Below are 23,534 nucleotides of genomic sequence, written 5' to 3' on the forward strand. Positions count from 1 at the left end.
GCTCATCGCCCGAGCCGGCGGTCGATCTCGGCCGACCGGTCCGCGGTGAGCGGCCCCTCGGCGAGCGCGCCCGCGTTCTCCTCCGCCTGGGCGACGGACCGGAAACCCGGGATCGGCACGGTGCGCGGGCTGCGCGCCCACAGCCAGGCCAGGGCGCCCTGGGCGGGGGTGCGGCCGTCACTGGTGAGGATGTCCCGCAGGGCGTCGACCCTGGCCGGCCACTCCGACTCGGCCCCCGTGCCCTGCCGGAACCCCTCCAGCCACGCCGGTGGCCTGCTCCGGATGTCCCCGGCGTCCAGCGGTCCGCGCCGCTTGCCGCCCAGCAGTCCCATGGCGAGCGGACTGCGGTCGACGCTCGCCAACTCCAGTCGCTCGCACAGCTCCACGAGGTCCGGCGCGTCCTGGAGCACGTTGAGGCGGTGCTGTACGGCCGTGCAGTGCGGGCCCTCGGCGAAGACGGCGGCGCGCTCGGGGTCGTGGGTGCTCCAGCCGTAGGCGCGGACCAGCCCCTCCTTGACGAACTCCTCGCAGGCGTCGCGAAGTTCGGCGGCCCGGCCGGGGTCGGCGTCGGAGAGGTGCAACTGGTAGAGGTCGATGCGGTCGGTGCCGAGGCGGCGCAGGGAGGCGGTCAGGGCGCGGCGGGCGTACGCGGGGGTGTCGTCGGTGCCGGTGAGGGTGCGGGTGCGGGTGCCGGCGTCGAAGACGTTGCCCCACTTGGTGGCGAGGACGACGTCCTCCCGGCGGGTGCCGAGCGCCCGGCCGAGGATCTCCTCGCTGTGTCCGGTGCCTCCCCCACTCTCGGCTTCGCTCGAGCGGGGGGACCCCCATCGTCGGCGGTGTCGAAGAAGGTGACGCCGAGGGCGAGGGCGCGGTGGATCGCCCGTACGGACTCCTCGTCGTCGACCCTGCCCCAGCCGAGCGGCTGTCCGTCGGCGGCCTGTCATTCACCGCCGATGGCCCAGCATCCGAAGCCGAGCGCACCCACGTCGATGCCGCTGCGTCCCAGTGTCCTGGTGGTCGTCTGCATGCCCCGGGACACCAGGAGTTGAAGCGCACACGAGGACAAGCCCCCGCGGTCCCTTCGTGCTTACGCCTGCCCGGTCTCGAACCGCGAGATCCGCCCGTCGTCCTCGACGGTGAAGGTCCACCGGGTGCGCATCTCGCCCCAGGTGTCGTTGCGGTAGCGGGCCAGGAGGGCGCGGCCGCCGTTGGACTCGTTGTCGACCTCCATGTGGCCGTGCGAGGAGAAGATCTCCTGGTCGATCCAATCGGCGAGGTCCCGGTCGGAGCCGTCGTCGGCCATGGTCGCGCCCGGTGCGAGCAGCGACATGAAGCCCTCGCGGTCGTGGGAGTTGACGGCGTTGACGAAGGCCCGGACGGAGGGATCCCTGAGCTTGGCTGGCTGAATCGTCATGGCGCAAGGCTCACACCGCTCCCCTGGACCCGCCACCCGAACGCCATCCAGGACGGGCCCGGTGGTGTGCGGGATGCGACGGTGGAAACGCGGAGGTGGACCTCTTACCTGCTGACCGGGAGTCACCGTGACCTGTTACGACCGACGTGATCTGGGCCTGCTGCTGCTCCGGTTGGGGACCGGCGGAGTGCTGGCGGCGCACGGCGCGCAGAAGCTGTTCGGCTGGTTCGGCGGGCACGGGCTGGAGGGCACCGGCCAGTTCATGGAGTCCGTCGGCTACGCGCCCGGCAAGGCGAGCGCGACGGCAGCGGGGCTGGCGGAGGCGGGCGGCGGCACGCTGCTGGCTCTCGGCCTCGCGACCCCGGCGGCGGGCGCGGCGGCGGCCGGCGCGATGGCCGGGGCCGCGGCGGTCCACATGCCCAACGGCTTCTTCGCCCAGGAGGGCGGCTACGAGTACGCGGCGAGCCTCGGCCTGTCTGCGGCGGGCCTCGCGGTGACCGGCCCCGGCCGCCTGTCCCTGGACCACGCCCTCGGCCATGTGTTCGACAGGGGTTGGATGGTGCCGGTGGCGCTGGGGGTGACGGCGGCGGCCACGGCGGTGGTCGTGGGGACGCGGAACCGGCGGGTGCGGGCGAAGACGGAAGGGGAGCAGGAGATGCTGTTCGAGGAGTTCGAAGAGTAGCGAGTAGCCCGTCCGGCGCGTGGCAGGCTGCGGTGCATGACAGCACCGGACCCCGCCGCGGCCCTCTGGCCGACGATCGACGAACTCTGGTCCCGCCTGGAGGCGACCCGCAGGCACACCGGCCCGGAGGGCGTCCTCCTCCGCATCCTCAAACTCTCGGAGGAGGTCGGCGAGGTCGCGGAGGCGGTCATCGGCGCCACCGGCCAGAACCCACGCAAGGGCGTCACCCACACCTGGGACGACGTCCAGTCCGAACTGTGCGACGTGGCGATCACGGCGTTGGTGGCGCTGCGGACGCTGACGCCGGAGGCGGGGCAGGTCTTCGACTCCCACCTGTCCCGGATCCGCGACCGGCCCATGGCTCCGCCGGTTTGATCGGCGGGGCTCTTTCGGCGTTCCGCAGGGTGCGGGAAGGGCAGACGAGTCGGGCTGTACGCCGGGTTCTGTTCCGAGGGGTCCTCGCGGGTCCCCTCGGCGACGGCCATCCATCTAGGGCCGGTGTTGCCACCGACCTCGTGCGGTCTACCCGCGGACTCGGGCGGGCAGCCCTCGAACGTCCGCGCAGAGCCGCTTTTCACGGCGGCTCCTTTTGACCTTGCTCCAGGTGGGGTTTACCTAGCTGCCCAGGTCACCCTGGGCACTGGTGGTCTCTTACACCACCGTTTCACCCTTACCCAGCGCCTGAGCGCCGGGCGGTCTGTTTTCTGTGGCACTGTCCCGCGGGTCACCCCGGGTGGCCGTTAGCCACCACCCTGCCCTGTGGAGCCCGGACGTTCCTCGGGAAGCCCCCTAGGGGGACTCCACGCGGCCGTCCGCCCGGCTCGTCTGCCGTGTCGACCATGGTACCGGGCGTGCGGGCCGGCGCGGACCAGCGGCGGCCGTCGCCAGGACGGAGCCCGTCAGGATCAGGGCGAAGGCGGCCAGCACGGTGACCGTCGGCCGTTCGCCCAGGAGCAGCGCTCCCGCCGCCACCGCCACCGCCGGGTTGACGTAGGTGATGACCGTCGAGCGGGTCGGCCCGACCTCCTTGATCAGTTCCAGGAACGCCACGAAGGCCAGCGCCGTGCAGACCACGCCCAGGCCGGCGAGGGCCGCCAGGACCGGGGACGGGGGCACCTCGGCCGGCCAGGTCGCCGCCGCCGCGGGGGCGTAGACCAGGGCCGCGAGCGCCAGGCAGGGGGCCGTGAGGTGGAGCGAGGGGACGTCCTTCAGGTGCCGAGCCGCGATCAGGGGTGCCGTCGCGTAGCCCAGCACCGTCAGCAGCACCTCGGCCAGCGAGCGGGCGTCGCCTCCCGTCAGGTGCGGGACGGTCAGGACGCCGACGCCCGCGAGGCCCAGCGCCAGGCCCGTCACCCTCCTGGCGCCCAGCCCTTCCGTGTCGCCGAGCCCGAAGAAGCGGGCCAGGACCACTCCGACGATCGGGACGCCCGCGATCAGCAGGCCGGCGGTCGAGCTGGACAGGTGCCGTTCCGCGTCCGTGAGCGTGAACCAGGGCCCGATGATCTCGATGCACGCGAAGGCCAGTATGGGGAGCCAGTGCGAGCGGACGGTCCGGACCAGGCCGCCCTGCCGTATCGCGAAGGGGAGCAGGAGCGCCGCGCCCAGGGCACAGCGGGTGAACACCACCATGGAGGGGGACAGGTCGTCCACCGCCACCTTGATCATCAGATAGGGGATGCCCCAGACCACTCCCATCAGGGAGAACAGGAACCAGCCACGCGCAGTCATGCGGCGAGTCTCAGCCGCGTGCGCCCCGGCTGTCTTGAACGCTGTTGCGGTAGGCCGCCGGAGTCACCCCCAGCACCCGGCGGAACCAGCGCGTCAGGTGGGCCTGGTCGGCGAAGCCCACCAGCCCCGCCACCTCGGCCGGCCGCAGTCCTGTGGCCAGCAGTGCACGGGCCCGGGTCACCCGGTACTGGGCGAGCCAGGCGTAGGGGGGTATCCCCATCGTCGTACGGAAGGCCCGCAGCAGCTGGTAGCGCGACAGGCCCAGGTCGGTGGCGAGGAGGGCGAGGGAGGGGGGAGCGGTGAGTTCGTCGGCCAGGCGGTCGCGGACGGTGTGCGCGATTCCCACGGCGCCGGGGACGTGGTCCGGCAGGGGTCTCGCGGTGGAGTGCCGGTGGGCGAGGGCCGTCAGCAGCCAGGGCACGACGGACTCGGCCTGCAACGGGTCGGGGCAGACGCTGAGTTCCGTGTGGGCGGCGCGCAGCGCCGCGGCCAGTTCGGGGTCCTCCAGGAGCGGTTCGCGGAAGTGCGGGAGCCCGCCGAGGGTCCCCTCGGCCACCAGGGACGGCTCGGCGTACAGAGCGCGGTAGGCGTAGCCGCCGGTGGGGTTGCCGGGGCCGCCGGTGTGCATCTCGCCGGGTTCGAGCACGACGATCGTGCCGGGGCCGGTGCGGATGTGCCCGCCCCGGTAGTCGATCACCTCGGAGCCGCCCACACAGACGCCGATCGTGTACTCGTCGTGGGCGTGCGGGGCGTAGGTGTGCCGGCGGAAACTCGCCGTCAGGAGGTCGAGCGGGGGGCCGCAGCGGCCGAGTCGCGCCCTCGTCCACAGTGCCTGTTCCGCCATCGGACACCCCCTTGCCGTGCAGCTCCTACGGGTGCAACGCCCTCAGGCCCCGCTTCCATGCCGCGTCGAGGTCGGCGTCGGACGGAAACCGGCCGTGGATCTCCAGGATCACCATGCCGTGGGCGAAGGCCCAGACGGCCCGGGCCAGGTCCAGGTCGCCGGCGCAGGCCCGCAGCAGCGGCAGGGCGGCCCGGTCCTCCAGGCCCGGGGGGAGTTCGGCGCGCGGGAGAGGCTGTTCCGTGGCGAGGCAGTACAGGTGCGGGTGGGCGAGGGCGTAGGCGCGGTAGGCCTCGGCCAGCGCCTCCAGGGAGCCCGGCACCCGGGCCTCGGCGGCTTCGAGGGCCGCCGCGGATTCCGCCAGCATCTGTGCCGTCAGCTCGACCTCTACGGCGTGCTTGTCGGGGAAGTGCTTGTAGAGGGAGGGCGCCTTGATGCCGAGGCGGTCGGCGAGGGTGCGCATGGTGAGTTGCGCGGGTCCGGACTCCTCCAGGATCTCCCGGGCCGCCCCGGCGATCTCCCGTGCCCTCGGGGTGAGGCGGTCAGCCACGCTGGAAGCCCTCCTTCGTCCGCAGTCCGTAACCGAAGGCGCGATCGTACGAGATGTGGGCGAGCCAGCCGCACAGGGCGGCGAAGGCGGGGGCCCAGTCGAGCGGTGTGACCGTGTAGAGCACGGCGAGTGCCAGCGGGACGAGGGCGCGGTGCATCGCGTTGTAGTACGGCACCGCGCGCGGCGCCAGCTGTCCCTTCGCCATGCGGGGTGCCTGGTCGAGGCCGATCAGGAAGGTCAGGTCGGGGAGCACGAAGAGGAGCACGGCGAGGGCGCCCGCGAGCCGGCCGTGGTTCACGGCCTCCAGCACCGCGAAGGCCGACCAGAACAGGGCGACCGCGAACCAGGCGGTGCGGCGCAGGGTGGTCGGGGCGGGAGTCGCGCCTGCGGTCGTACCGGACATGACTGCCTCCGGAGTCGTGCGGCGTCCGAGCCGGGATGGCTAACGCCGTTGGCCACGACCGTATGGCTAACAGCGTTAGCCGTCAAGAGGTCCGGTGGGGCGGCGGACTGCGAACTCGTACGGACCCTCGAGCGGGTCCTCACGCGGGGGCGAACAGGATCGTCGCCGTTCCCGGGTCCGCGCGGGTGAGGCGGACGCGCAGGGGTTCGCCGAGGGGCAGGTGCTCGCCCTCGATCCGGCCGATCACCGCGGGGGACGTCAGCTGGACCGTGCCGGCGGTCGGCCGGTGTTCGGAGACGTCGACGACGCAGCCCTCGAAGACGTCACCCACCCGGTCCTTGAGCAGCGCCGCCTCGACGATGTCGACGCACTCCCGCTCCACCGTGCCCGCGAGGCGGGAACCGTCGGCCATCCGCCGGGGCAGGGGGTCGAGCGCGGCGAGCACCCAGTCGGGCGGGGTCCGGCCGGCGACGGCCGCGAGGCAGAGTTCGCCTGCGTAGCGGTCGGCGAGGCGGCGCAGCGGGGCGGTGCAGTGGGCGTAGGGGGCGGCGACGGCGGCGTGCGTGGTGATCGCGGGCAGGTTCCCGTCCCGGAAGACCGTGTAACCCGCGCCGCGCAGCAGGGTCGTGCACTCCTGCAGGAAGGCCGCGTGGTGCGGTCGGTGCGGGTCGAGGCTGCGGATCAGCGCCGCGTACGACACGTGGTGCGGCCAGTCGATGTGCAGGGCGACCGCGGTGCGCCGCAGGCGGGCCACGGCGCCGTCCGGAGCGGCCGGCAGGGTGCGCAGGATGCCGGTACCGGTGGCCAGCATCAGGTCGGCCGCGGCCATGCCCGTCAGCAGGGAGAGCCGGGCGTTCCAGTCCTCGGCGGGCAGCGGGGCGCGGTAGCTCAGCTCGTAGGTGTGGTCCCGCTCGATGATCTCCTGTTCGGGCACGTTGAGCGAGATGCCGCCGCGCTCGATCTCGAGGCGTTCCCGGGCCCGGCCGATCTCCCTGAGCAGCGCGACCGGCTCCTCGGCCGTACCGCCGTCGAGCTGCCGCTGCACGCCCGCGTAGTCGAGCTTCGCCCGGCTGCGGACCAGCGCCCGGCGCACGTCGACGGCGCGGGTGCGACCCTCCGCGTCCAGGTCGACCGTCCACAGCACCGCCGGCCGGGTCCGCTCCGGCAGCAGGCTCGCGGCGCCCTCGCTGAGCACGGTGGGGTGCAGCGGGACCTTCGTGTCGGGGAAGTAGAGGGTGTTCACCCGCCGCTGCGCCTCCGCGTCCAGTGCCCCACCGGGTGCGACGAAGACGGCGACGTCGGCGATGGCGTACCGGACCCGGTAGCCGGTGCCCTGTCGGGACAGGTGCATCGCCTGGTCCAGGTCGGTGGAGGTGGGCGGGTCCAGGGTGAAGAAGGGGAGGTCCGTGGCGTCGTACGACGGCGGGGCGGGAGCCTTCGCCGACCGCTCGGCCTCCTCCTCGACCTCGGCCGGGAAGACCTCCGGCGTGCCGAGTTCGGCGCGGAGCGCGGCGAGGGCGGCCCTGAGGGGTGCCTCGGGAGCGCCGGTCACACGGATCTTGCGGCGGGGCATGTGTCGAGCGTAGGGCGCGGGGGCCCCGGCAGCACCCCGTACCCTGGCGCAGAGCCCAAGAGGCCCAAGAGGCCCAAGGAGCCGAAGAGGTCGAAGAGAAGGAGTACCTGGTGCTGGTCCTGCTGCCGCCCTCCGAAGGCAAGGCGAACTCGGGCCGCGGCGCCCCGCTGAACCTTCAGTCGCTGTCCCTGCCGGGGCTGACCGGCGCGCGGGAGGCCGTGCTCGGGGAGCTGGTGGAGCTGTGCGCCGCCGACGAGGAGAAGGCGCGCGAGGTGCTCGGGCTGAGCGAGGGGCTGCGCGGCGAGGTGGCGAAGAACGCCGGACTGCGCACGGCCGGGGCCCGCCCCGCCGGGGAGATCTACTCCGGTGTCCTGTACGACGCCCTGGACCTGGCCTCGCTGGACGCGGCGGCGAAGAGGCGCGCGACGCGCTCGCTGCTGGTCTTCTCGGGGCTGTGGGGCGCGGTGCGCGTGAGCGACCGCATCCCCTCCTACCGCTGCTCGATGGGCGTGAAGCTGCCGGGCCTCGGCGCGCTGGCCGGGCACTGGCGTGCGCCGATGGCCGAGGTGCTGCCCGAGGCGGCCGGGGGCGGCCTGGTGCTGGACCTGCGCTCCGCCGCCTACGCGGCCGCCTGGAAGCCGAAGGGCGAGGTCGCCGGGCGGACCGCGACCGTACGGGTGCTGCACGCGCCGACGCGGAAGGTCGTCAGCCACTTCAACAAGGCCACGAAGGGCCGGATCGTACGGAGCCTGCTGTCGGCAGGGGCCGGGCCGAAGGACCCCGCCGAGCTGGTGGAGGCGCTGCGGGACCTCGGGTACGAGGTGGAGGCGCGGGCGCCGGGCAGGGCCGGGCAGCCGTGGTCGCTGGACGTGCTGGTGGAGGAGATCCACTGAGAGGCCGCTGATCGCGTTGCAACATGCGCAACACCCTTTGCGTATGCTGCACCATGTGGGCACGATGAGGGGCATGACCTCACCGCTGCCCTCCTCCTCGGCTGCCTCCGTGCTGGACCTCGCGCCCGTCGTGCCCGTCGTGGTCGTCTCCGACGCCTCCGACGCCGTACCGCTGGCTCGCGCGCTGGTCGCCGGCGGGCTGCCTGCGATCGAGGTGACCCTGCGGACGCCCGCGGCGCGGGACGCGATCCGGGCGATCGCCGACGAGGTGCCGGACGCGGTGGTCGGGGCGGGCACGGTCATCACGCCGGAGCAGGTGAGCCAGTGCGTGGCGGCCGGGGCGCGGTTCCTGGTCAGCCCCGGGTGGACGGACGCGCTGCTCTCGGCGATGCGGACGTCCGGGGTGCCGTTCCTGCCGGGGGTGTCGACCACCTCGGAGGTGGTGGCGCTGCTGGAGCGCGGGGTGCGCGAGATGAAGTTCTTCCCGGCGCAGGCGGCGGGCGGTACGGCCTATCTGAAGTCCCTGGCGGGTCCGCTGCCGCAGGCGCGGTTCTGCCCGACGGGCGGGATCGGGCCCACGACCGCGCCGGAGTACCTCTCTCTGCCCAACGTCGGCTGTGTGGGCGGCAGTTGGATGGTCCCGGCGGACGCGGTGGCCGCCGGGGACTGGGCCCGGATCGAGGAGCTGGCGCGGGCCGCAGCCGGGCTCCGGGACGGGCTCAGGGACGCAGGTGGGACGTGTCGTTGAACAGCCGCACGCTCGCGTTGCCGTCCGCGTAGTACGCCACCGCCGAGAGGGATGCGGCGGAGAGCTCCATACGGAACAGCGCCTGGTCAGGGGCACCGAGGGCGAGCCTGACGAAGGTCTTGATCGGGGTGACGTGGGTGACCAGCAGGACGGTACGGCCCGCGTAGGCGGCGACCAGCTTCTCCCGGGTGGCCTCGATCCGGGTGGCGGTCTCCGCGAAGCTCTCGCCGCCGCCGGTGGGGTGGGCCTCCGGGTCGGCGAGCCAGGCGTTCAGATCGTCCGGGTGACGCTCGCGGACCTCGCCGAAGGTGAGGCCCTCCCACGCGCCGAAGTCGGTCTCCCGCAGTCCCTCGTCGATCGCCACGTCGAGGCCGAGGCGGGCGGCGACGATGCCGGCGGTCTCGCGGGTGCGGGCGAGCGGGGAGGCGACGACCGCCTGGATGGTGCCGCGCCTGGCGAGTGCCTCCGCGACTCGGCGGGCCTGCTCGCGGCCGGCGTCGGAGAGGGAGGGGTTGGTGCCACCGCTGCCGGAGAAACGCTTCTGAGGGGTGAGGGGGGTTTCGCCGTGGCGGAGCAGTACGAAGGTGGCGGGGGCGCCCATGTCGGGGGTCGCGCCCCAGCCGGGCCGCTGTTCGCTGCGCTGGGCTTGGCCGGGGGGCTGTTGCCGGGCACTGGTGACCGAGGCTTCCCCGCCGGAGCTGGAGAGTTGCTGCTCGCTGGTGGTGGCCAGGGCTTCCCCGCCGGAGCCGGAGGGCAGCTGCTCGCTGGGGGGCGTGGGGCGCTGCTCGCCGGGAGGTGCCTCCCCCAGTGCCTGAACGGCCTGGGAGGTGCCCCCATCGCCCACCCGTGCCGCCCCAGCGGCACGACTGCCCGCGGCTACGTCGGCTGCTCGGCTCTCCGTCAGGGCCGCTCGGGCCCTCGCCGCGCCCGCCGCCGCATCCCCGGGTGGGCCGGACGGCTCGGGGACGGCGGGCGGGGTGTCCAGGGCCGCGCGGGACGTCGATGCGGACCACTGCTCGCCCTTGGCGCCCGCGTCCATCGCCTCGTTGGCCAGGCGGTCGGCGTGCTTGTTGCGTTCGCGCGGGATCCACTCGTAGGTGACCTGGCCGGGAGCGAACACGCCGTTCGCCTCGGCCGCCAGCGGCTTCATGGCGGGGTGCTTGATCTTCCAGCGGCCCGACATCTGCTCGATGACCAGCTTGGAGTCCATGCGGACGTGGACCCGGGCGCCGGGGTCCAGGGCGTGCGCGGCGCGCAGGCCGGCCAGCAGGCCCCGGTACTCGGCCACGTTGTTGGTGGCGACGCCGATGTACTCGGCGGCCTCGGCCAGCGTCTCCCCCGTCGCCGCCTCGCTCACCACGGCCCCGTACCCCGCGGGCCCGGGGTTGCCCCGCGACCCGCCGTCGGCCTCGACGATGAACTCCCGCACCGCCCCGGCTCCCTACAGCCCGGACTCGGCCGTGCGCACCAGGATGCGGCGGCAGTTCTCGCAGCGGAGCACGGCGTCCGGCGCCGCCGAGCGGATCTCGTTCAGCTCGGTGATCGCCAGCTCCTGGCGGCAGCCCTGGCAGGTGCGGGCGTACAGCTTGGCCGCCCCGATGCCGCCCTGCTGCTCGCGCAGCTTGTCGTAGAGCTTGAGCAGGTCGGCGGGGACGGAGGCGGCGATGACCTCGCGCTCCTTGGTGACCGAGGCGACTTCGCCGTCGATCTCCTCGAACGCGGCGCCCCGGCGGCCGGTCGCGTCGTCGATCTTCGACTGGACGGAGGCGACCCGCTCGGTCAGCTCGCCGACCCGCTCCTGCGCGCCCTCACGGCGCTCCATGACCTCCAGGACGACGTCCTCCAGGTCGCCCTGCCGCTTGGCGAGGGAGGCGATCTCGTGCTGGAGGTTGGACAGGTCCTTCGGCGAGGTGACGGCGCCGGAGTCCAGGCGCTGCTGGTCGCGGGCGGCACGCCGGCGCACCTGGTCCACGTCCTGCTCGGCCTTGGTCTGCTCGCGGGCGGTGTCGCTCTCCTCGGTCTGCGCGGCCACCAGCAGGTCGCGCAGCTGCGTGAGGTCCTTGGTCAGCGACTCGATCTCGGCGTGCTCGGGCAGGGACTTCCGCTTGTGCGCGAGCTGCTGCAGGCGGACGTCGAGGGCTTGGACGTCGAGGAGTCGGATCTGGTCGGCGGGCGCGGCGTTCAGTTGGGGGCTCCCGTTAGTTCGTTGTGGCGGTGGACGCCGCGTGGGCGGTCCAGGGGTCGGTGACCGTCTTGGAGACGTGGACCCTGAGGTCCCAGCCGTGACGGTCGGAAATCTCGTCGAGCTGGCTCGCGGCCAGCTCGCACCAGGGCCACTCGGTGGCCCAGTGCGCCGCGTCGAGCAGCGCGAGGGGGCGGGGGGCGACAGCCCCGAGGAACTCCGCCGCGGGGTGGTGGCGCAGGTCCGCGGTGAGGAAGGCGTCGACGCCGGCCGCGCGGACCTGGTCGAAGAGGCTGTCGCCGGAGCCGCCGCTGACGGCGACCGTGCGGACGACGGCCTCGGGGTCGCCGGCCACCCGGATGCCCTGCGCGGTGGCGGGCAGCCGCTCGGCGGCCCGGGCGGCCAGCTCGCGGACGGTCAGTGGGTGGTCGAGTTCGCAGACCCGGCCGAGGCCCCGGCAACCCGTCGGGTCGGTGGGGTCCGGCACGAGGGGCCGTACGACCCGGAGGTCGAGGGCACCGGCGAGAGCGTCGGAGACGCCGGGGTCGGCGGTGTCGGCGTTGGTGTGGGCGACGTGCAGCGCGATGTCGTTCTTGATCAGCGTGTGCACGACCCGGCCCTTGAAGTGCGTCGCCGCCACCGTGGTGGTCCCGCGCAGATAGAGCGGATGGTGGGTGACCAGCAGGTCGGCGCCGAGCTTCACCGCCTCGTCGACGATCTCCTGGACGGGATCGACGGCGAACAGGACCCGGGTGACCTCCTGGTCGGGATCGCCCACGACCGTGCCGACCGCGTCCCAGGACTCGGCCCGCTCGGCGGGCCACAGGTTCTCCAGCGCGGCGATGACTTCAGACAGACGGGGCACGGGGAAAAGGCTACCTGGCCGTTCTGCCGGGATGTACCGCATCCGCTTCCTCTGGCCCGGGTCAGCACATACGCCGCGATTCCCTCAGATGAATCGCTTCTGCACCACCCGTATGTGTGAAGCCTGGGTCGGCCGGCTCCACGTCTGTGCGTACGAAAACTAGCTTCGTCGCCGGAGGTGACCGAACGATGACGGCCTGTGCGATCGAACCCCCCTCCACCGGCGAGAACGGCGGTGTGCCGGGGACGGGGTGCGCCATCACGGCGGACGGCGCGTACGCCGCCCGCCTCGCGCTGGACGGCGACTCCTGGTTCCCGGAGCGCTGGACCCTCGACGGCCCGGAGCCCTACACGGTGCCGCTGCCCGGCAACCAGCCGGAGGAGCCCGGCACCGAGGTGCAGCCGATGTCGGACGGTCGCGTGCTGATCCACCGCGCGATCGAGCCCCGGCACATCTTCTCGCTGCTGTACCCGAGCGGCCCCGGCACCGGCGAGCTGCCGCTCGGCGCGGTGGAGTGCCCGGAGCCCGGCACCCGGCTCAGGCTGCTGCCGCCGGCGCCGGGCGGCGCCCGGGCGTACGCCCTCGCCGTCGGGCCACGCTCCACGGCGGTGTGGCTGGTGGCGGGCGGCGCCTTCGGGCCCGAGCAGCTGACCGAGGTCCCCGGCCGCTGTTCGGGCGGGGTCTGGCTGGACCGCTCCGGGCGCCTGCTCGCGCTGGACCGGGAACTCGGCGACTGCACCAAGACGGTGGTGGCCGACCTGGAGCGCGGCGGCGAGATCTCGCCCCTGCTGCAGATCGCGGACGCCAGTGACGACCGGCTGCTGCTCGCCGACCCGGACAGCGGGCTGCTGCTGATCTCTTCGGACGCGCCCTCCCCGGGGCAGGAACGATTGGGCTGGGGAGTCATGGGCAGCACGCTGCCGGTGCGCTTCCCCGAGTGCCTGCGCCTCACGGACTGCGTGGTGACGCCGTTCGCGGTCCAGCCGGGGCAGGTGCTGATGCCGGAGAACTGCGCGGTGGCGCTGCGCATCGACGGGCCGTTCGGCAGCTGGGTCGGCACCTGGCGGCCGGCCGAGCGGCAGGTGTGCCATCTGCCCGCCCCCGAGGGCTGGTTGGCCGGGGCCGGGCTGTGGACGCGGGACGGGGTGCTGCGGCTGCCGTACGCCACGGGAGAAGTCCCGTGCGGCGTGGCGGAGCTGACGGCGCCCAGGGGGGAGACGGGGGGCGTGGGAGCCGCGCGCGGTGCGGCCGCGACGGCTCCGGCGGCAACGGGGGGCCGGGGGGACGCGGGTCCGGAGGGCGCGGTCCGGGACGGCACGGCTGCCGGGGCGCCCGGAGCGTCCCGGGAGGCGCCGGAACCGGATCCTCCGGGACCGGTGACGGCCCGTCCTGTGCCGCTGCAGCAGGCTCCCCTGGGACGTCTTGTAACGAAGTAGTGCCGGTTGGCGTGTGCGCCTGGATTCGGCCCGTGGTGTGCCGGTTACACTCGCCCGGCTGTACGAATGATCATGTTGACGGGGTGAATTCTTCCGATGAGCGACACCAGCACGACGAAGCAGCTGTCTGCCGACTCTCAGGACACGGTCGGCCACGGCCGGCACCGGGGCCCGGTCGCGGCCCAGGACAGTGAGACGGCTCCGCACGGCCGGCACCGCAAGCCGGCCGCGGAATCGGCCGAGGCGGCTGCCTGACCGTACAAGAAGAGAGGGGCTTTCCGTCACCCGACGGGAAGCCCCTCTTTTTTCTTCACAACCGTCCTGACACCCGTCCTCTCACCCGTTCTCTGTCCCGTTCTCCCACCCGCGCCTGAGACTCAGCACCTCCGCCGCCGCGAAGGTCTCCCCCGGCGGCCGGTCCGCGTAGTGCGGGGTGAGCAGCGCGTCGAGTTCGTCGTACGTGAACGTCTCCTGCTTGCTGTCGAACTTCGCCTGCACCCGCGGGCGTTCGACGACGGCGACCGTCCCGCCGTGGACGACGAGCAGCTGGCCGTTGACCCGGGCGGCGGCGGGCGAGGCCAGGTAGCCGACGAGTGGGGCGACGTGTTCGGGGGCGAGCGGGTCGAGGCCCTCCTCCGGTCGTCCGAGACCCGCGAACACGTCCTCGGTCATCCGGGTCCGGGCGCGTGGGCAGATGGCGTTGGCCGTGACGCCGTACCTGGCGAGGGCGAGGGCGGTGGAGGTGGTCAGGCCGACGATTCCGCCCTTGGCGGCCGCGTAGTTGGGCTGTCCGGCGGAGCCGGCCAGGAACGCTTCCGAGGAGGTGTTCACGACCCTGCCGTACACCGGGCCCCCGGCCGCCTTGGACCGCTCCCGCCAGTGTGCGGCGGCGAAGTGGGTGGTGTTGAAGTGCCCCTTGAGGTGGACGCGGATCACCGAGTCCCACTCGTCCTCGGTCATGGAGAAGACCATGCGGTCGCGCAGGATGCCCGCGTTGTTGACGAGGACGTCCAGCCCGCCGAACTCGGCGATCGCCAGGCCGACGAGTTCGCGCGCCTGCCGGAAGTCGGAGACGTCCCCGGTGTGCGCGACCGCGCGGCCGCCCGCGTCCCGTATCTCGGCGACGACCTGTTCGGCGGGACCGGCGGAGGCCTCGCCGGAGCCGTCGCGGCCGGGTTGCCCGTAGTCGTTGACGACGACGGCCGCGCCGAGCCGGGCGAGTTCGAGCGCCTCGGCCCGGCCGAGACCCCGCCCGGCGCCGGTGACGACGGCGGACAGTCCGTCAAGTGGCAGTGCCATGCGCGTCCGTCCTCAGATCTCGATGCACGTACGCAGGGCCGTCCCGGTACGCATCTGGTCCAGTGCTTCGTTGATCTCCGCCAGCGGCACCCGATGGGTGATCAGGCCGGCCAGGTCGACGCGGCCCGCCCGCCACAGGGCGATGGTGCGCTCGTAGGAGCGCAGCACGTCCCCGCCGCCGTACATGGACGGCAGGATCCGCTTCTCGTCGAAGAACAGCTCGAACATGTTGAGCTGCAGGAAGTCGTCCATGGCGCCCGCGCCGACGACCACCAGGGTGCCGCCGCGCCGGGTGGTCTCGTACGCGGTGCGTGCGGTGGCCGACCTCCCGACGACCTCGAAGACGTAGTCGAAGCCCTCGCCGCCGGTGACCTGCTGCTTGGCGTCGACCAGCTCCTCGGGCGAGACGGCCTTGGTGGCGCCGAACCTGAGGGCGGACTCGCGCCGGGAGGCGACCGGGTCGACGGCGACGATCTCGGCGGCGCCCTTCAGCCGCGCCCCCTGCACCGCGGAGATGCCGACGCCCCCGCAGCCGATGACGGCGACCGACGAACCGGCCTGTACGTCCGCGGTGTTGAGGGCGGCGCCGAGTCCGGTGGTCACCCCGCAGCCGATGAGCGCGGCGATGTCGAAGGGCACGTCGTCCGGGATCGGCACGGCACAGCCCGCGTCCACGACGACCTCCTCTGCGAAGGTGCCGGTGCCCGCGAAGCCGAAGACGTCGCCGCCGGGGCGCTTGAAGTTCGGAGTGCCGGCGTTCATGAATCCGGCCAGGCACAGCTCGGTCTGGCCCCGCTTGCAGGCGGGACAGGCGCCGCAGGCGGGCAGCCAGCAGATGACGACCCGGTCGCCCGGCTTCAAGTGGCCCACGTTCTCGCCGACTTCGAGGATCTCGCCCGCGCCCTCGTGCCCGGGCACGAACGGGGCCGGCTGCGGCAGCACCCCGTTCATCGCCGACAGGTCCGAGTGGCACAGCCCGGTGGCCCTCACCCGGACCCTCACCCTGCCGGGGCCGAAGCCCACCGCCTCGACGTCGTCGAGGACCTCCAGCTTGTCCTGGCCGATCTCGTGCAGTACGGCTGCGCGCATGGTGCGGCTCCCCTCAACGGCGTTCGGACTCAGGAGTGTTCGACGATGGTGTCGGCGAGGACGGGCGCCTCGTCCCGTTCGTGCGCGCTCACCGCGACCCGCACGGCGCCCTCCTGCCGCCACATGCGGATCCGCAGGGTCTCCCCCGGGTACACGACTCCGGCGAACCGTGTGGTGTACCCGCGCACCCGGGTCACATCGCCGTCGAGCAGCGTGTCCACGACCGCCTTGAGCGTGATGCCGTAGGTGCACAGGCCGTGCAGGATGGGCTTCTCGAACCCGGCCAGCGCGGCGAACTCGGGGTCGGCGTGCAGCGGGTTGTAGTCGCCGGAGAGGCGGTAGAGGAGGGCCTGGTCAGCGCGGATCGGGCGCTGGACGACCTTGTCGGGCTCGCCGGCCGGCGGGTCCAGGCGTGCGGAGGGACCGCGGTCGCCGCCGAAGCCGCCCTCTCCCCGTACGAAGATCTGCGCGTCGTCGGTCCACAGCGGCCCGTCGGCGTCGCCGACCTCGGTGCGCAGCACGAGGACGGCCGCTTTGCCCTTGTCGTACACGGCGGCGACGCGGCGGGTGGCGGTCGCGGTGCCCGTCACCGGGATGGGGCGGTGGATCCGAAGCATCTCGCCGCCGTGCAGGACCCTGGCCAGCTCGACCTCGATGCCGGGCAGGGACAGACCGCCGATGACACCGGGCGCGCCGGAGCCGGCGACGGTGGCGAAGCTCGGCAGGACGTGCAGCCGGGACTCCAGGGTGTAGCGCAGCTCGTCGGGGTCGGTGGCGGGGCTGTTCCTGTCCGGGTTGGCGCCGGCGCCGATGCCGAGGTGGTAGAGCTGGACGTCCTTGGCGGTCCAGGAGATCTCGCCGGTCCGGGGCTCGGCGGCGAGGGCCTTGGCTGCGTCGATGGGCATGGGGCTCCTGACGGGTCTCAAGACCTCGGTGCGGACGTCCGCACCGTCGGCCGCACCGAGGTCGTCCACGGGCGGATCTAGAACGCGTTCCAGTCCGGCGCCCCCTGTATAGCCCAGCGCTCCCGAGTTGTGAAGGCTCCTGACGCCGTGTCAGGTTGCGGGGGCAGTGACATTTGTACTGCCGGAGTCCGTACATGCGCATCTGCCGGACGGGGGCCCGGATTCCTAGCATCGTGGGTATGACACAGACGCTGAGCGCCGTGTCCTTCACGGGGGCGGTGAAGACGTACGGCGCCGTGCGCGCCGTGAATGGTGTCGACCTGGACGTCGGATGCGGCGAGACCGTGGCCCTGCTGGGCCGCAACGGCGCCGGCAAGTCGACGGCGATCGCGCTGCTGCTCGGGCTGCTGGTGCCCGACGCCGGGTCGGTGGAGCTGTTCGGCGCCGGGCCGGAGCGGGCGGTGCGCGCGGGCCGGGTGGGCGCCATGCTCCAGGACGCCCGGCCGGTGCCCCGGGTCACGGTCGGCGAGCTGGTCGGCTTCGTCGCCGCCAGGTATCCGGCGCCGATGCCGGTGGCGCGGGCCCTGGAGCTGGCCGGGATCGCGGACCTGGCCGGGCGGCGGGTGGACCGGCTGTCGGGCGGACAGGTGCAGCGGGTGCGGTTCGCGGTCGCGGTCGCCGGGGACCCCGCGCTGCTGGTGCTCGACGAACCGACGGCGGCGCTGGACGTGGAGGCACGCCACGCCTTCTGGGCCTCCATGCGCGCCTACGCCCGCGGCGGCCGCACCGTGCTCTTCTCCACGCACTACCTGGAGGAGGCGGACGCCCACGCCGACCGGATCGTGATCCTCGACCGCGGGCGGGTCGTCGCCGACGGCACGGGTGAGGAGCTGCGGCGCGCGGCGGGCGGCAACCTCGTCTCGGTGGACCCGGCCGGCCGCGATCCGCGGGAGTTCGCCCTGCTGCCCGGCGTGCGGTCGGTGGAGGTGCGCGGGGGCCGGGCACTACTGCGCACCGACGACTCCGACGCGACCGTGCTCGCCCTCGCCGCCCTGGGCGCGGTGCGGCGCCTGGAGGTGGCCCCGGCCTCGCTGGACGACGCGTTCCTGGCCCTCACCTCGCACGACGCCCATGCCCTTCGCGACCCGGAGACGGTGTGATGCTCGACTACGTACGACTGGAGGTCCGCCGCACCCTGCGGGACACGGGTTTCGTGATCGGCGGCATCGCGATGCCGGTGATGATGTATCTGCTGTTCACCAACCTGGGCGAGAACGACGCCGCTTGGCGGACGGCGGCGATGGTCGGCATGGCCGCCTACGGAGCGGTCGGCTCGGCGCTGAACACCGGCGGTGCGGTCGCCGAGGACCGGGCGACCGGCTGGCTGCGGCAGTTGCGCGTGACACCGATGACGCCGCGCGAGGTGGTGACGGGCAGGGCCCTGACGGGCGCGGTGACCGTGCTGCCCGCGGTGGTCGCCGTCCTCGCGGCGGGCGGACTGGTCAACGGCGTACGGCTGGCGGCCTGGCAGTGGGGTGCGATCACGCTGCTGCTGTGGCTCGGTTCGGTCCCCTTCACGCTGCTGGGCCTCGGCAACGGCTACCGGCTGACCGGGCCCGCCACCGGGGTGGTCAACATGGTGTGCAACCTGGGACTCGCGGTGCTGGGCGGCCTGTGGTTCCCGGTGGCCCTGTTCCCGCACTGGCTGCGCGCCTTGTCCGACTGGACCCCGACCCGCCGGTTCGCCCAGCTCGGCACCGCGGTCGCGGAGGGGCACGGGCCCGCCCTCGGTGCGATCATCGTGCTGACCATCTGGCTGCCGGCGTTCGGTTCGTACGCTGTGCTGTCGTACCGCCGCAGGGCGGGGACCATCTGATCGGGGGAACAGAGACATGTCGTGGTGGGCGGGAGCAAGATGCCATTTCCGGGCCCTGCGCCAGGCGCGGGCCCGCTGGCGGGCGGACATGGAACGCTTCAGGGCCGCGCAGCGAGCCGCCCGGGAGAACGGCGGCGCCACGGACGTCGACCACCCGGGTCCGCCGCCCACCGGCTTCTCCCTGCTGCCCTGGCTGCTGATGGGCATGGGGTCCTTCTCCAACCTGCTGCAGGGCCGGACCTCGAATCCGTGGATCGGCGGTCTGGGCCTGCTCGCCTTCAACTCGCTGTACATCTACGTCACTTTCCGCTCCTTCGACCGGAGCAGGCGCGAGGCGATCTCCACCCGGGTGGCGCTGGGGCTGATGGCCCTGCTGACCACGGGCCTGGGGCTCGGTTACGGCGGCAACTGGCTGATGTTCTTCCCGCTGCTGGGTCTCGCGACCGGCGCCACCCTGCGGGGCCCGTGGCTGGGCCGCACCGGTGTGCTGCTCGCGGTGTACGCGGGCGCCGTCTCCGCCGTACGCGACGACTGGGGGGACGCCGTGAACATCGCCTACGCGACCTTCCTGTCGAGTATGGTGACCGCGGCGATCCTGGGTCTGTCCGAGGCCGTGCGGGAACTGCGCGCCGCCCGTGAGGAGCTGGCCCGGCGGGCGGTGGAGAAGGAACGGCTGCGCTTCTCGCGCGATCTGCACGACCTGCTCGGGCACACCCTGTCGGTGATCGTGGTGAAGTCGGAGGCGGCCCGGCGGCTGGCCCCGCGGGACATGGACGCGGCACTCGGGCAGATCGGTGACATCGAGTCGGTGGGCCGGCAGGCGCTCACCGAGATCCGCGAGGCGGTGACCGGCTACCGCGAGGGCAGCCTGGCCACCGAACTGACCCGGGCCCGCTCGGCGCTGTCCGCGGCGAGCATGGTGCCGGTGGTGCGCCAGGCCGGGACGCCGCTGGCACCGCAGACCGAGGCGCTGCTCGGCTGGGTGGTGCGCGAGGCGGTCACCAACATCGTCCGGCACAGCGACGCCACCCGCTGCGAGATCACCGTCGAGAGCACCACCGAACAGGCCCGGCTCACCGTCACCGACAACGGCACCGGCAAGGCCGTCACACGCCCCGCCGAGGGTATCGGCGGCACCGGTCTGAAGGGTCTGACCGAGCGCCTCGCGGCGGCGGGCGGCTCCCTCACGGCCGGCCCGTCGCCACGCGGCGGTTTCACGGTGACCGCCGAACTTCCGGTGGAACCGACCGAGTTGGCCGGTGTGGGAGCTGCTACGGCGCCCACGGCGGGCTGACCGACCAGCTCACGTCGTCGCTCCACGAGGTGGCGCTGTCGAAGGCGTTGGAGCCGCCGTCGCTCGCTGTGTAGAGGCCGAGGTCGTAGTGGCGCAGGTATCTGGTCGGGTAGTTGTACGACGCGAACGAGGTGCCCGTGCCGCTCTTGCCGGTCTGCGGGCAGAAGGTGGCGTCGGCCCGGAACTGGGCGGTGCCGTCCATGGGCTGCCGGTGGAGCCGGTAGTCGTAGTGGCGCAGGAAGTCACCGGGATAGTTCCGCGACTCGAAGGAGACACAGGAGCCGTCGGCGAGCCCCCGGCGCACGATCCAGGTCGCGTCGTTCTTGTCGAGGGACGAACTGCCCGACGTCACAGGGGAGATGACGGCGGCGTCGTTCTGGTGGCGGACGTAGTCGGTGGTGCAGCAGGCGGTCGTCGCACGCAGCGAGATCTCCGAGCCGGGGCTCAGGGTGCCGGTGCCGCCGGTCGGGCCGCCGTAGCCGACGGAGACGATGTTGCTCTGCACGGCGTCGTCGGCGGCGTCCGTCGGAATGCCTGAGGTCATCACGCCCTCGAAGAAGGACCCGATGGAGCCGTTGCTGTTGTCGCCGCCGGTGCCGAGCACGATCGCGCCCTCCTGGTGCATCGGCGCGTAGCCGCCGGCGGTCGGCTCACCGCCGGAATAGGTGGTCGTCAGCCCGCCGGATTGCGCATTGCCGTATTTCAGCGCGAAATGGTTCCGCCCGTTGTTCTTCAGCAGCGCGGTCACGAACGGCAGTGGCCCGGTGCCGGTGTCGGACGTGTTCCTGCTGTACCCGGCGTCGGACTGGAACAGCCCGTTCTCCAGATCGGCCTGCACCCAGGGGCCCTGTCCGTAGCAGGGTGCGAACCAGCACTCGGTGCCGAAGTTGATGGCGTCCATGTGGCCGTTGCCGGTGTCCGTGTTGTTCGTCTCGGCGTTGCCGTAGTCGAAGCAGCAGCGATTGTTGACGTGGGTGCCGGAGGTCACCATGTACATCCCCTCGGCCTGCCCGTTCACGGCCACGCCCGAGGTGGAGTCGTCCCGGTAGCCCATGCCGGCGGAGATCTCCAGGCCGTAGACCCGGTGGCCGCCGACCGTCACCGGCAGGGCGTCGGCGGGCGCCCCGACGTCGGCCGTGCCGGCGCCGCCCGCGCCCTCGATCGTGAGGTCGTTGTGGCGCGGGGACTGGTCGTAGATCTCGGTGACGACGCAGGTCGTACCGGCGCAGAAGGAGTCCTGGGCGGCCGCGTCGGCGTAGCCGCCGGTCGCCAGCGGGCCGATGTTCGCGGTGGCGCCGTCGGAGGCCCTCCCCACCTGGTAGAGCGGGCCGCCGTACGACGAGTACAGCGCCCGGACCAGGCTGTGCGCGGCGACGCAGGGGGTGCCCGCGGCGCCGTAGACGTCACAGGGCAGCGAACTCGCGGCGGCGGCCCGCGGGGCGCCGGTGCCGACGACGAGCGCGGCGACGGCCGCCAACACCGCCAGCGCCGCGAGGGCGGCGTCTTCGAGCCGCCGGGGACAAGAGCGCGGGAGTCTGGGGAACACGTGCACCTCTTCGCTTCCTCGTAGGGCGGCGCCAGTGTTGGTCGATATACCGGACGCCGTTCGATCGAAATGCCGAACCTATTCGGCTTCGAAATACCGAACAATTACCGGAAATGCAGAGGCGATTGTTTGCGCGTCCCCGTGAACCGTCAAGCCCCGCGGACCCGAACAATGACGAGTCTTTAATGGCACGCCCGCGGCTACGCTTGGCTCGTGAAGAACATCCGAGTCCTGCTCGCCGAGGACCAGGGCATGATGCGCGGCGCCCTCGCCCTGCTGCTCGGCATGGAGGACGACATCGAGGTGGTCGCACAGGTCGCGACCGGCGACGCGATCGTGGACGCCGCGCTGCTGCACCGGCCGGACGTGGCCCTGCTGGACATCGAACTCCCCGGCATGAGCGGCCTGGACGCGGCGGCCGAGCTGCGCGAGCAGGCGCCGGACTGCCGGGTGCTGATCCTGACCACCTTCGGCCGGCCCGGCTATCTGCGCCGGGCCATGGAGGCCGGCGCGGTCGGCTTCCTGGTCAAGGACGGACCGGTGGAGGAACTGGCCCAGGCCGTCCGGCGCGTGCTCACCGGCGAGACCGTGGTCGATCCGGCGCTGGCCGCGGCCGCGCTCAGCGCCGGGCCGAATCCGCTGACGGCCCGGGAATGCGAGGTGCTGCAGGCGTCGGCGGACGGCGCGACCGTCGCCGACATCGCCGGCAAGCTCCATCTGTCCGAGTCCACCGTGCGCAACTACCTGTCGTCGGCGATCGGCAAGACGGGGACCCGGAACAGGTTGGAGGCGGTGCGGGAGGCCAGGCAGCAGGGGTGGCTGTGACCTCCCGGAGGAGCCGCTACTTCGTCACCTCCGCCGACGCGTAGGACGTACCTCCCGGTGCCACGCAGGTGAACCAGTTCGCTCCCTTGAAGCCGTCCACCGTGCGGATCGCCGCGCCCGTGTCCTGGGCGGAGAAGCCCTCGGCCGGCTCGGCCACGGCCGTCGTGCCGTCCTTCCAGTGGCAGGTGACCTGCCGGGCGGTCTTGGCGACCATGCCGATCACCAGCCGACCGGAGCTCTCGCCGCCGGTGCCCAGACGGGTGGCGGCGGCCTCCAGGTCCGTGCCCGAGAACCGCTCGAACTTCTCGACCGAGTTGAACATCACCTGCTGCGGACGGCCCGACTCGCCCCAGCCCCGCACCGCGAAGAACGAGGTCCTGCCGATCAGGTCGGCGGGCCTGTGGGCTTCCGCCGGCTCGATGCCCAGCTCGGCCATGGCGTCGAACTGGCGGTCCGCCTCGTGCTCGTCACGCGGCGCTCCCCACACCTGGACGGTGACGCTCCACCTCTTGCCCCGGTAGGTCCCCCGCGCGATCTCGGTCCGCTGCGGGTCGTACACGTGCCGCGCCTCGGCCGAGGCGGGCGGCTTCGCCACGTTCGCCTGCCGGTCGGCATGGCCGCCGCCCGGCAGCCCGGTCACCGCCAGGGCGCCCGTGGACCCGGCCACCACCACCGCCGTGGCCGCCGCCACCGCCCAGCGCCGGGCCCTGCGCCGCCGGCCGCCGCGCAGCACCGCCTGCACCGGAGCCGTGCCGATCTCCACCTCGGCAGCGGCGTCCGCGAGGAGGAAGGCGAGGTCCGAGTGTGTCATCTCGTGGTTCTCCCGGTCCGCGTTCATCACTTCCGCCCTCCTTGCGTCACCGTCTCGGCCAGCCCCGGCAGTGCGCGGAGTTTCGCGATGCCCTTGGCCGCGTTGCTCTTCACCGTGCCGACCGAGCAGCCCATCGCCTCGGCCGTCTGGGTCTCCGTCAGGTCCTCCCAGTAGCGCAGGACCACCGCCTCCCGCTGCCGCGCGGGCAGTTGGGCGAGCGCCTTGAGCAGCGCGCCGCGGTCGTCGGCCTGCGCGATCCGGTCGCCCGTGTCGGCCACCTCGCGCACCAGCCCCGAGTCGTCCTTCGGGGCGAGGAACTCCTTGAGTCGTCTTCTGTGCCTGCGCGCGTGCGCGTTGATCATCACGCGGCGTACGTAGGCCTCCGGATCGTCGGCCGAGCCGACCCGGCGCCAGGCCACGTAGACCTGTTCGAGCGTCGACTGGACCAGGTCCTCGGCGGCGTGCTGCTCCCCCGTGAGCAGGAACGCCGTACGCATCAGCCGCGGCCAGCGGCCGACCATGAAGCTCTGGAACTCCTCGTCCCGAGCCGACTTCCGATCCCCCATGGGCACCT

At 72.9% G+C, this 23,534-nt stretch carries 24 protein-coding genes, 1 other RNA gene and 2 pseudogenes; 10 read left to right on the forward strand and 17 right to left on the reverse strand.

Annotation, left to right across the window (positions count from 1 at the left end):
* Positions 1-2: 2 nt before the first annotated feature.
* Both AC07CM_RS02945 and AC07CM_RS02950 read right to left on the reverse strand, forming a co-directional pair.
* A pseudogene (locus AC07CM_RS02945) lies at positions 3-1,027 on the reverse strand (aldo/keto reductase).
* Positions 1,028-1,087: 60 nt separating this feature from the next.
* Positions 1,088-1,414 carry a nuclear transport factor 2-like protein gene (locus AC07CM_RS02950; protein WP_478874551.1) on the reverse strand — a complete coding sequence of 109 codons (327 nt, stop codon included), beginning with the start codon at positions 1,412-1,414 and terminating at the stop codon, positions 1,088-1,090.
* Between the two features lie 127 nt (positions 1,415-1,541).
* On the opposite strand from AC07CM_RS02950, the gene AC07CM_RS02955 reads away from it, so the two are divergent.
* The gene (locus AC07CM_RS02955; RefSeq protein WP_478874552.1) at positions 1,542-2,096 is read left to right on the forward strand and encodes a DoxX family protein; all 555 of its coding nucleotides are present in this window, start codon (positions 1,542-1,544) and stop codon (positions 2,094-2,096) included.
* 36 nt (positions 2,097-2,132) lie between these two features.
* Positions 2,133-2,471, forward strand: a complete 339-nt coding sequence (locus AC07CM_RS02960; protein WP_478874553.1) for a MazG-like family protein — start codon at positions 2,133-2,135, stop codon at positions 2,469-2,471.
* A 41-nt stretch (positions 2,472-2,512) separates the two neighbouring features.
* On the opposite strand, the gene rnpB is transcribed toward AC07CM_RS02960, so the two are convergent.
* The 6 genes and pseudogenes from rnpB to AC07CM_RS02990 form a co-directional block, all read right to left on the reverse strand.
* Positions 2,513-2,920: RNase P RNA component class A (rnpB, locus tag AC07CM_RS02965), an RNA gene on the reverse strand.
* Positions 2,921-3,038: 118 nt separating this feature from the next.
* Positions 3,039-3,824: pseudogene (locus AC07CM_RS02970) on the reverse strand (DMT family transporter); the annotation flags it as partial.
* Between the two features lie 10 nt (positions 3,825-3,834).
* On the reverse strand, positions 3,835-4,668 hold the full coding sequence (locus tag AC07CM_RS02975) for an AraC family transcriptional regulator (RefSeq protein ID WP_478874554.1): 834 nt from the start codon (positions 4,666-4,668) through the stop codon (positions 3,835-3,837).
* 25 nt (positions 4,669-4,693) lie between these two features.
* Positions 4,694-5,215 (reverse strand): TetR/AcrR family transcriptional regulator, encoded by a 522-nt coding sequence (locus AC07CM_RS02980; protein ID WP_478874555.1) that lies wholly within the window; start codon positions 5,213-5,215, stop codon positions 4,694-4,696.
* Positions 5,208-5,618, reverse strand: a complete 411-nt coding sequence (locus AC07CM_RS02985) for a DUF4260 family protein (protein ID WP_478874556.1) — start codon at positions 5,616-5,618, stop codon at positions 5,208-5,210. The genes AC07CM_RS02980 and AC07CM_RS02985 overlap by 8 nt, the downstream gene beginning before the upstream one ends.
* A 139-nt stretch (positions 5,619-5,757) precedes the next feature.
* The gene (locus tag AC07CM_RS02990) at positions 5,758-7,191 is read right to left on the reverse strand and encodes an RNB domain-containing ribonuclease (protein ID WP_478874557.1); all 1,434 of its coding nucleotides are present in this window, start codon (positions 7,189-7,191) and stop codon (positions 5,758-5,760) included.
* A 110-nt stretch (positions 7,192-7,301) separates the two neighbouring features.
* On the opposite strand from AC07CM_RS02990, the gene yaaA reads away from it, so the two are divergent.
* On the forward strand, positions 7,302-8,084 hold the full coding sequence (gene yaaA / locus AC07CM_RS02995; RefSeq protein WP_478874558.1) for a peroxide stress protein YaaA: 783 nt from the start codon (positions 7,302-7,304) through the stop codon (positions 8,082-8,084).
* Positions 8,085-8,157: 73 nt separating this feature from the next.
* On the forward strand, positions 8,158-8,832 hold the full coding sequence (gene eda, locus AC07CM_RS03000) for a bifunctional 4-hydroxy-2-oxoglutarate aldolase/2-dehydro-3-deoxy-phosphogluconate aldolase (protein WP_478874559.1): 675 nt from the start codon (positions 8,158-8,160) through the stop codon (positions 8,830-8,832).
* Here the strand turns inward: eda and AC07CM_RS03005 are convergent.
* From AC07CM_RS03005 to AC07CM_RS03015, 3 genes are read right to left on the reverse strand one after another with little or no spacing between them, the layout of a single operon-like run.
* A complete protein-coding gene (locus tag AC07CM_RS03005; protein ID WP_478874560.1) occupies positions 8,804-10,261 on the reverse strand; it encodes a bifunctional RNase H/acid phosphatase in 1,458 nt (485 codons plus the stop codon). The two genes, eda and AC07CM_RS03005, sit on opposite strands and share 29 nt — an antisense overlap.
* 12 nt (positions 10,262-10,273) lie before the next feature.
* Positions 10,274-11,017 (reverse strand): zinc ribbon domain-containing protein, encoded by a 744-nt coding sequence (locus tag AC07CM_RS03010; protein WP_478874890.1) that lies wholly within the window; start codon positions 11,015-11,017, stop codon positions 10,274-10,276.
* A 13-nt stretch (positions 11,018-11,030) separates the two neighbouring features.
* On the reverse strand, positions 11,031-11,879 hold the full coding sequence (locus AC07CM_RS03015; RefSeq protein WP_478874561.1) for a Nif3-like dinuclear metal center hexameric protein: 849 nt from the start codon (positions 11,877-11,879) through the stop codon (positions 11,031-11,033).
* A gap of 188 nt (positions 11,880-12,067) precedes the next feature.
* Between AC07CM_RS03015 and AC07CM_RS03020 the strand changes: the two genes are divergently transcribed.
* Both AC07CM_RS03020 and AC07CM_RS03025 read left to right on the forward strand, forming a co-directional pair.
* Positions 12,068-13,315, forward strand: coding sequence for a hypothetical protein (locus AC07CM_RS03020; RefSeq protein ID WP_478874562.1), 1,248 nt, complete (start codon positions 12,068-12,070; stop codon positions 13,313-13,315).
* 96 nt (positions 13,316-13,411) lie between these two features.
* A complete protein-coding gene (locus AC07CM_RS03025) occupies positions 13,412-13,570 on the forward strand; it encodes a hypothetical protein (protein WP_478874563.1) in 159 nt (52 codons plus the stop codon).
* An 81-nt stretch (positions 13,571-13,651) separates the two neighbouring features.
* Here AC07CM_RS03025 and AC07CM_RS03030 read toward each other — a convergent pair whose 3' ends face one another.
* From AC07CM_RS03030 to AC07CM_RS03040, 3 genes are read right to left on the reverse strand one after another with little or no spacing between them, the layout of a single operon-like run.
* Entirely contained in the window at positions 13,652-14,614 is a 963-nt protein-coding gene (locus AC07CM_RS03030; protein WP_478874564.1) for a 3-oxoacyl-ACP reductase, read from the reverse strand.
* 12 nt (positions 14,615-14,626) lie between these two features.
* Positions 14,627-15,703 carry a Zn-dependent alcohol dehydrogenase gene (locus tag AC07CM_RS03035; protein ID WP_478874565.1) on the reverse strand — a complete coding sequence of 359 codons (1,077 nt, stop codon included), beginning with the start codon at positions 15,701-15,703 and terminating at the stop codon, positions 14,627-14,629.
* Positions 15,704-15,732: 29 nt separating this feature from the next.
* Positions 15,733-16,608, reverse strand: a complete 876-nt coding sequence (locus tag AC07CM_RS03040) for a MaoC/PaaZ C-terminal domain-containing protein (protein WP_478874566.1) — start codon at positions 16,606-16,608, stop codon at positions 15,733-15,735.
* A gap of 239 nt (positions 16,609-16,847) precedes the next feature.
* Here AC07CM_RS03040 and AC07CM_RS03045 point away from each other — a divergent pair, with 239 nt between their 5' ends.
* The 3 genes from AC07CM_RS03045 to AC07CM_RS03055 are packed head-to-tail and all read left to right on the forward strand — an operon-like array spanning position 16,848 to position 19,778.
* Positions 16,848-17,768 carry an ABC transporter ATP-binding protein gene (locus AC07CM_RS03045; RefSeq protein WP_478874567.1) on the forward strand — a complete coding sequence of 307 codons (921 nt, stop codon included), beginning with the start codon at positions 16,848-16,850 and terminating at the stop codon, positions 17,766-17,768.
* Complete coding sequence (locus AC07CM_RS03050) at positions 17,768-18,484, forward strand: ABC transporter permease (RefSeq protein ID WP_478874568.1); 717 nt, start codon at positions 17,768-17,770, stop codon at positions 18,482-18,484. Before AC07CM_RS03045 ends, AC07CM_RS03050 begins: the two co-directional genes overlap by 1 nt.
* Positions 18,485-18,500: 16 nt before the next feature.
* Positions 18,501-19,778: a sensor histidine kinase gene (locus AC07CM_RS03055; RefSeq protein WP_478874569.1), complete on the forward strand. Its 1,278-nt coding sequence runs from the start codon at positions 18,501-18,503 to the stop codon at positions 19,776-19,778.
* On the opposite strand, the gene AC07CM_RS03060 is transcribed toward AC07CM_RS03055, so the two are convergent.
* Positions 19,756-21,324 carry an alpha-L-arabinofuranosidase B gene (locus AC07CM_RS03060; protein WP_478874570.1) on the reverse strand — a complete coding sequence of 523 codons (1,569 nt, stop codon included), beginning with the start codon at positions 21,322-21,324 and terminating at the stop codon, positions 19,756-19,758. The genes AC07CM_RS03055 and AC07CM_RS03060 overlap by 23 nt on opposite strands.
* Positions 21,325-21,537: 213 nt before the next feature.
* On the opposite strand from AC07CM_RS03060, the gene AC07CM_RS03065 reads away from it, so the two are divergent.
* Positions 21,538-22,149, forward strand: a complete 612-nt coding sequence (locus tag AC07CM_RS03065) for a response regulator (protein ID WP_478874571.1) — start codon at positions 21,538-21,540, stop codon at positions 22,147-22,149.
* A 16-nt stretch (positions 22,150-22,165) separates the two neighbouring features.
* Here AC07CM_RS03065 and AC07CM_RS03070 read toward each other — a convergent pair whose 3' ends face one another.
* Positions 22,166-22,987: a hypothetical protein gene (locus tag AC07CM_RS03070; RefSeq protein ID WP_478874572.1), complete on the reverse strand. Its 822-nt coding sequence runs from the start codon at positions 22,985-22,987 to the stop codon at positions 22,166-22,168.
* Positions 22,987-23,526 carry a SigE family RNA polymerase sigma factor gene (locus AC07CM_RS03075; protein WP_478874573.1) on the reverse strand — a complete coding sequence of 180 codons (540 nt, stop codon included), beginning with the start codon at positions 23,524-23,526 and terminating at the stop codon, positions 22,987-22,989. The genes AC07CM_RS03070 and AC07CM_RS03075 overlap by 1 nt, the downstream gene beginning before the upstream one ends.
* Positions 23,527-23,534 lie beyond the last annotated feature (8 nt).

The organism is Streptomyces sp. NPDC044061 (assembly GCF_056434305.1).

Coding starts and splice junctions, on each gene's coding strand:
- AC07CM_RS02975 (WP_478874554.1), bottom strand. CDS start 4,668: ATGGCGGAACAGGCACTGTGGACGAGGGCGCGACTCGGCCGCTGCGGC.
- AC07CM_RS02950 (WP_478874551.1), bottom strand. CDS start 1,414: ATGACGATTCAGCCAGCCAAGCTCAGGGATCCCTCCGTCCGGGCCTTC.
- AC07CM_RS03030 (WP_478874564.1), bottom strand. CDS start 14,614: ATGGCACTGCCACTTGACGGACTGTCCGCCGTCGTCACCGGCGCCGGG.
- AC07CM_RS03025 (WP_478874563.1), top strand. CDS start 13,412: ATGAGCGACACCAGCACGACGAAGCAGCTGTCTGCCGACTCTCAGGAC.
- AC07CM_RS03035 (WP_478874565.1), bottom strand. CDS start 15,703: ATGCGCGCAGCCGTACTGCACGAGATCGGCCAGGACAAGCTGGAGGTC.
- AC07CM_RS03050 (WP_478874568.1), top strand. CDS start 17,768: ATGCTCGACTACGTACGACTGGAGGTCCGCCGCACCCTGCGGGACACG.
- AC07CM_RS02990 (WP_478874557.1), bottom strand. CDS start 7,191: ATGCCCCGCCGCAAGATCCGTGTGACCGGCGCTCCCGAGGCACCCCTC.
- eda (WP_478874559.1), top strand. CDS start 8,158: ATGACCTCACCGCTGCCCTCCTCCTCGGCTGCCTCCGTGCTGGACCTC.
- AC07CM_RS03020 (WP_478874562.1), top strand. CDS start 12,068: ATGACGGCCTGTGCGATCGAACCCCCCTCCACCGGCGAGAACGGCGGT.
- AC07CM_RS02985 (WP_478874556.1), bottom strand. CDS start 5,618: ATGTCCGGTACGACCGCAGGCGCGACTCCCGCCCCGACCACCCTGCGC.
- AC07CM_RS03040 (WP_478874566.1), bottom strand. CDS start 16,608: ATGCCCATCGACGCAGCCAAGGCCCTCGCCGCCGAGCCCCGGACCGGC.
- AC07CM_RS02960 (WP_478874553.1), top strand. CDS start 2,133: ATGACAGCACCGGACCCCGCCGCGGCCCTCTGGCCGACGATCGACGAA.
- AC07CM_RS03075 (WP_478874573.1), bottom strand. CDS start 23,526: ATGGGGGATCGGAAGTCGGCTCGGGACGAGGAGTTCCAGAGCTTCATG.
- AC07CM_RS03055 (WP_478874569.1), top strand. CDS start 18,501: ATGTCGTGGTGGGCGGGAGCAAGATGCCATTTCCGGGCCCTGCGCCAG.
- AC07CM_RS03070 (WP_478874572.1), bottom strand. CDS start 22,987: ATGAACGCGGACCGGGAGAACCACGAGATGACACACTCGGACCTCGCC.
- AC07CM_RS03045 (WP_478874567.1), top strand. CDS start 16,848: ATGACACAGACGCTGAGCGCCGTGTCCTTCACGGGGGCGGTGAAGACG.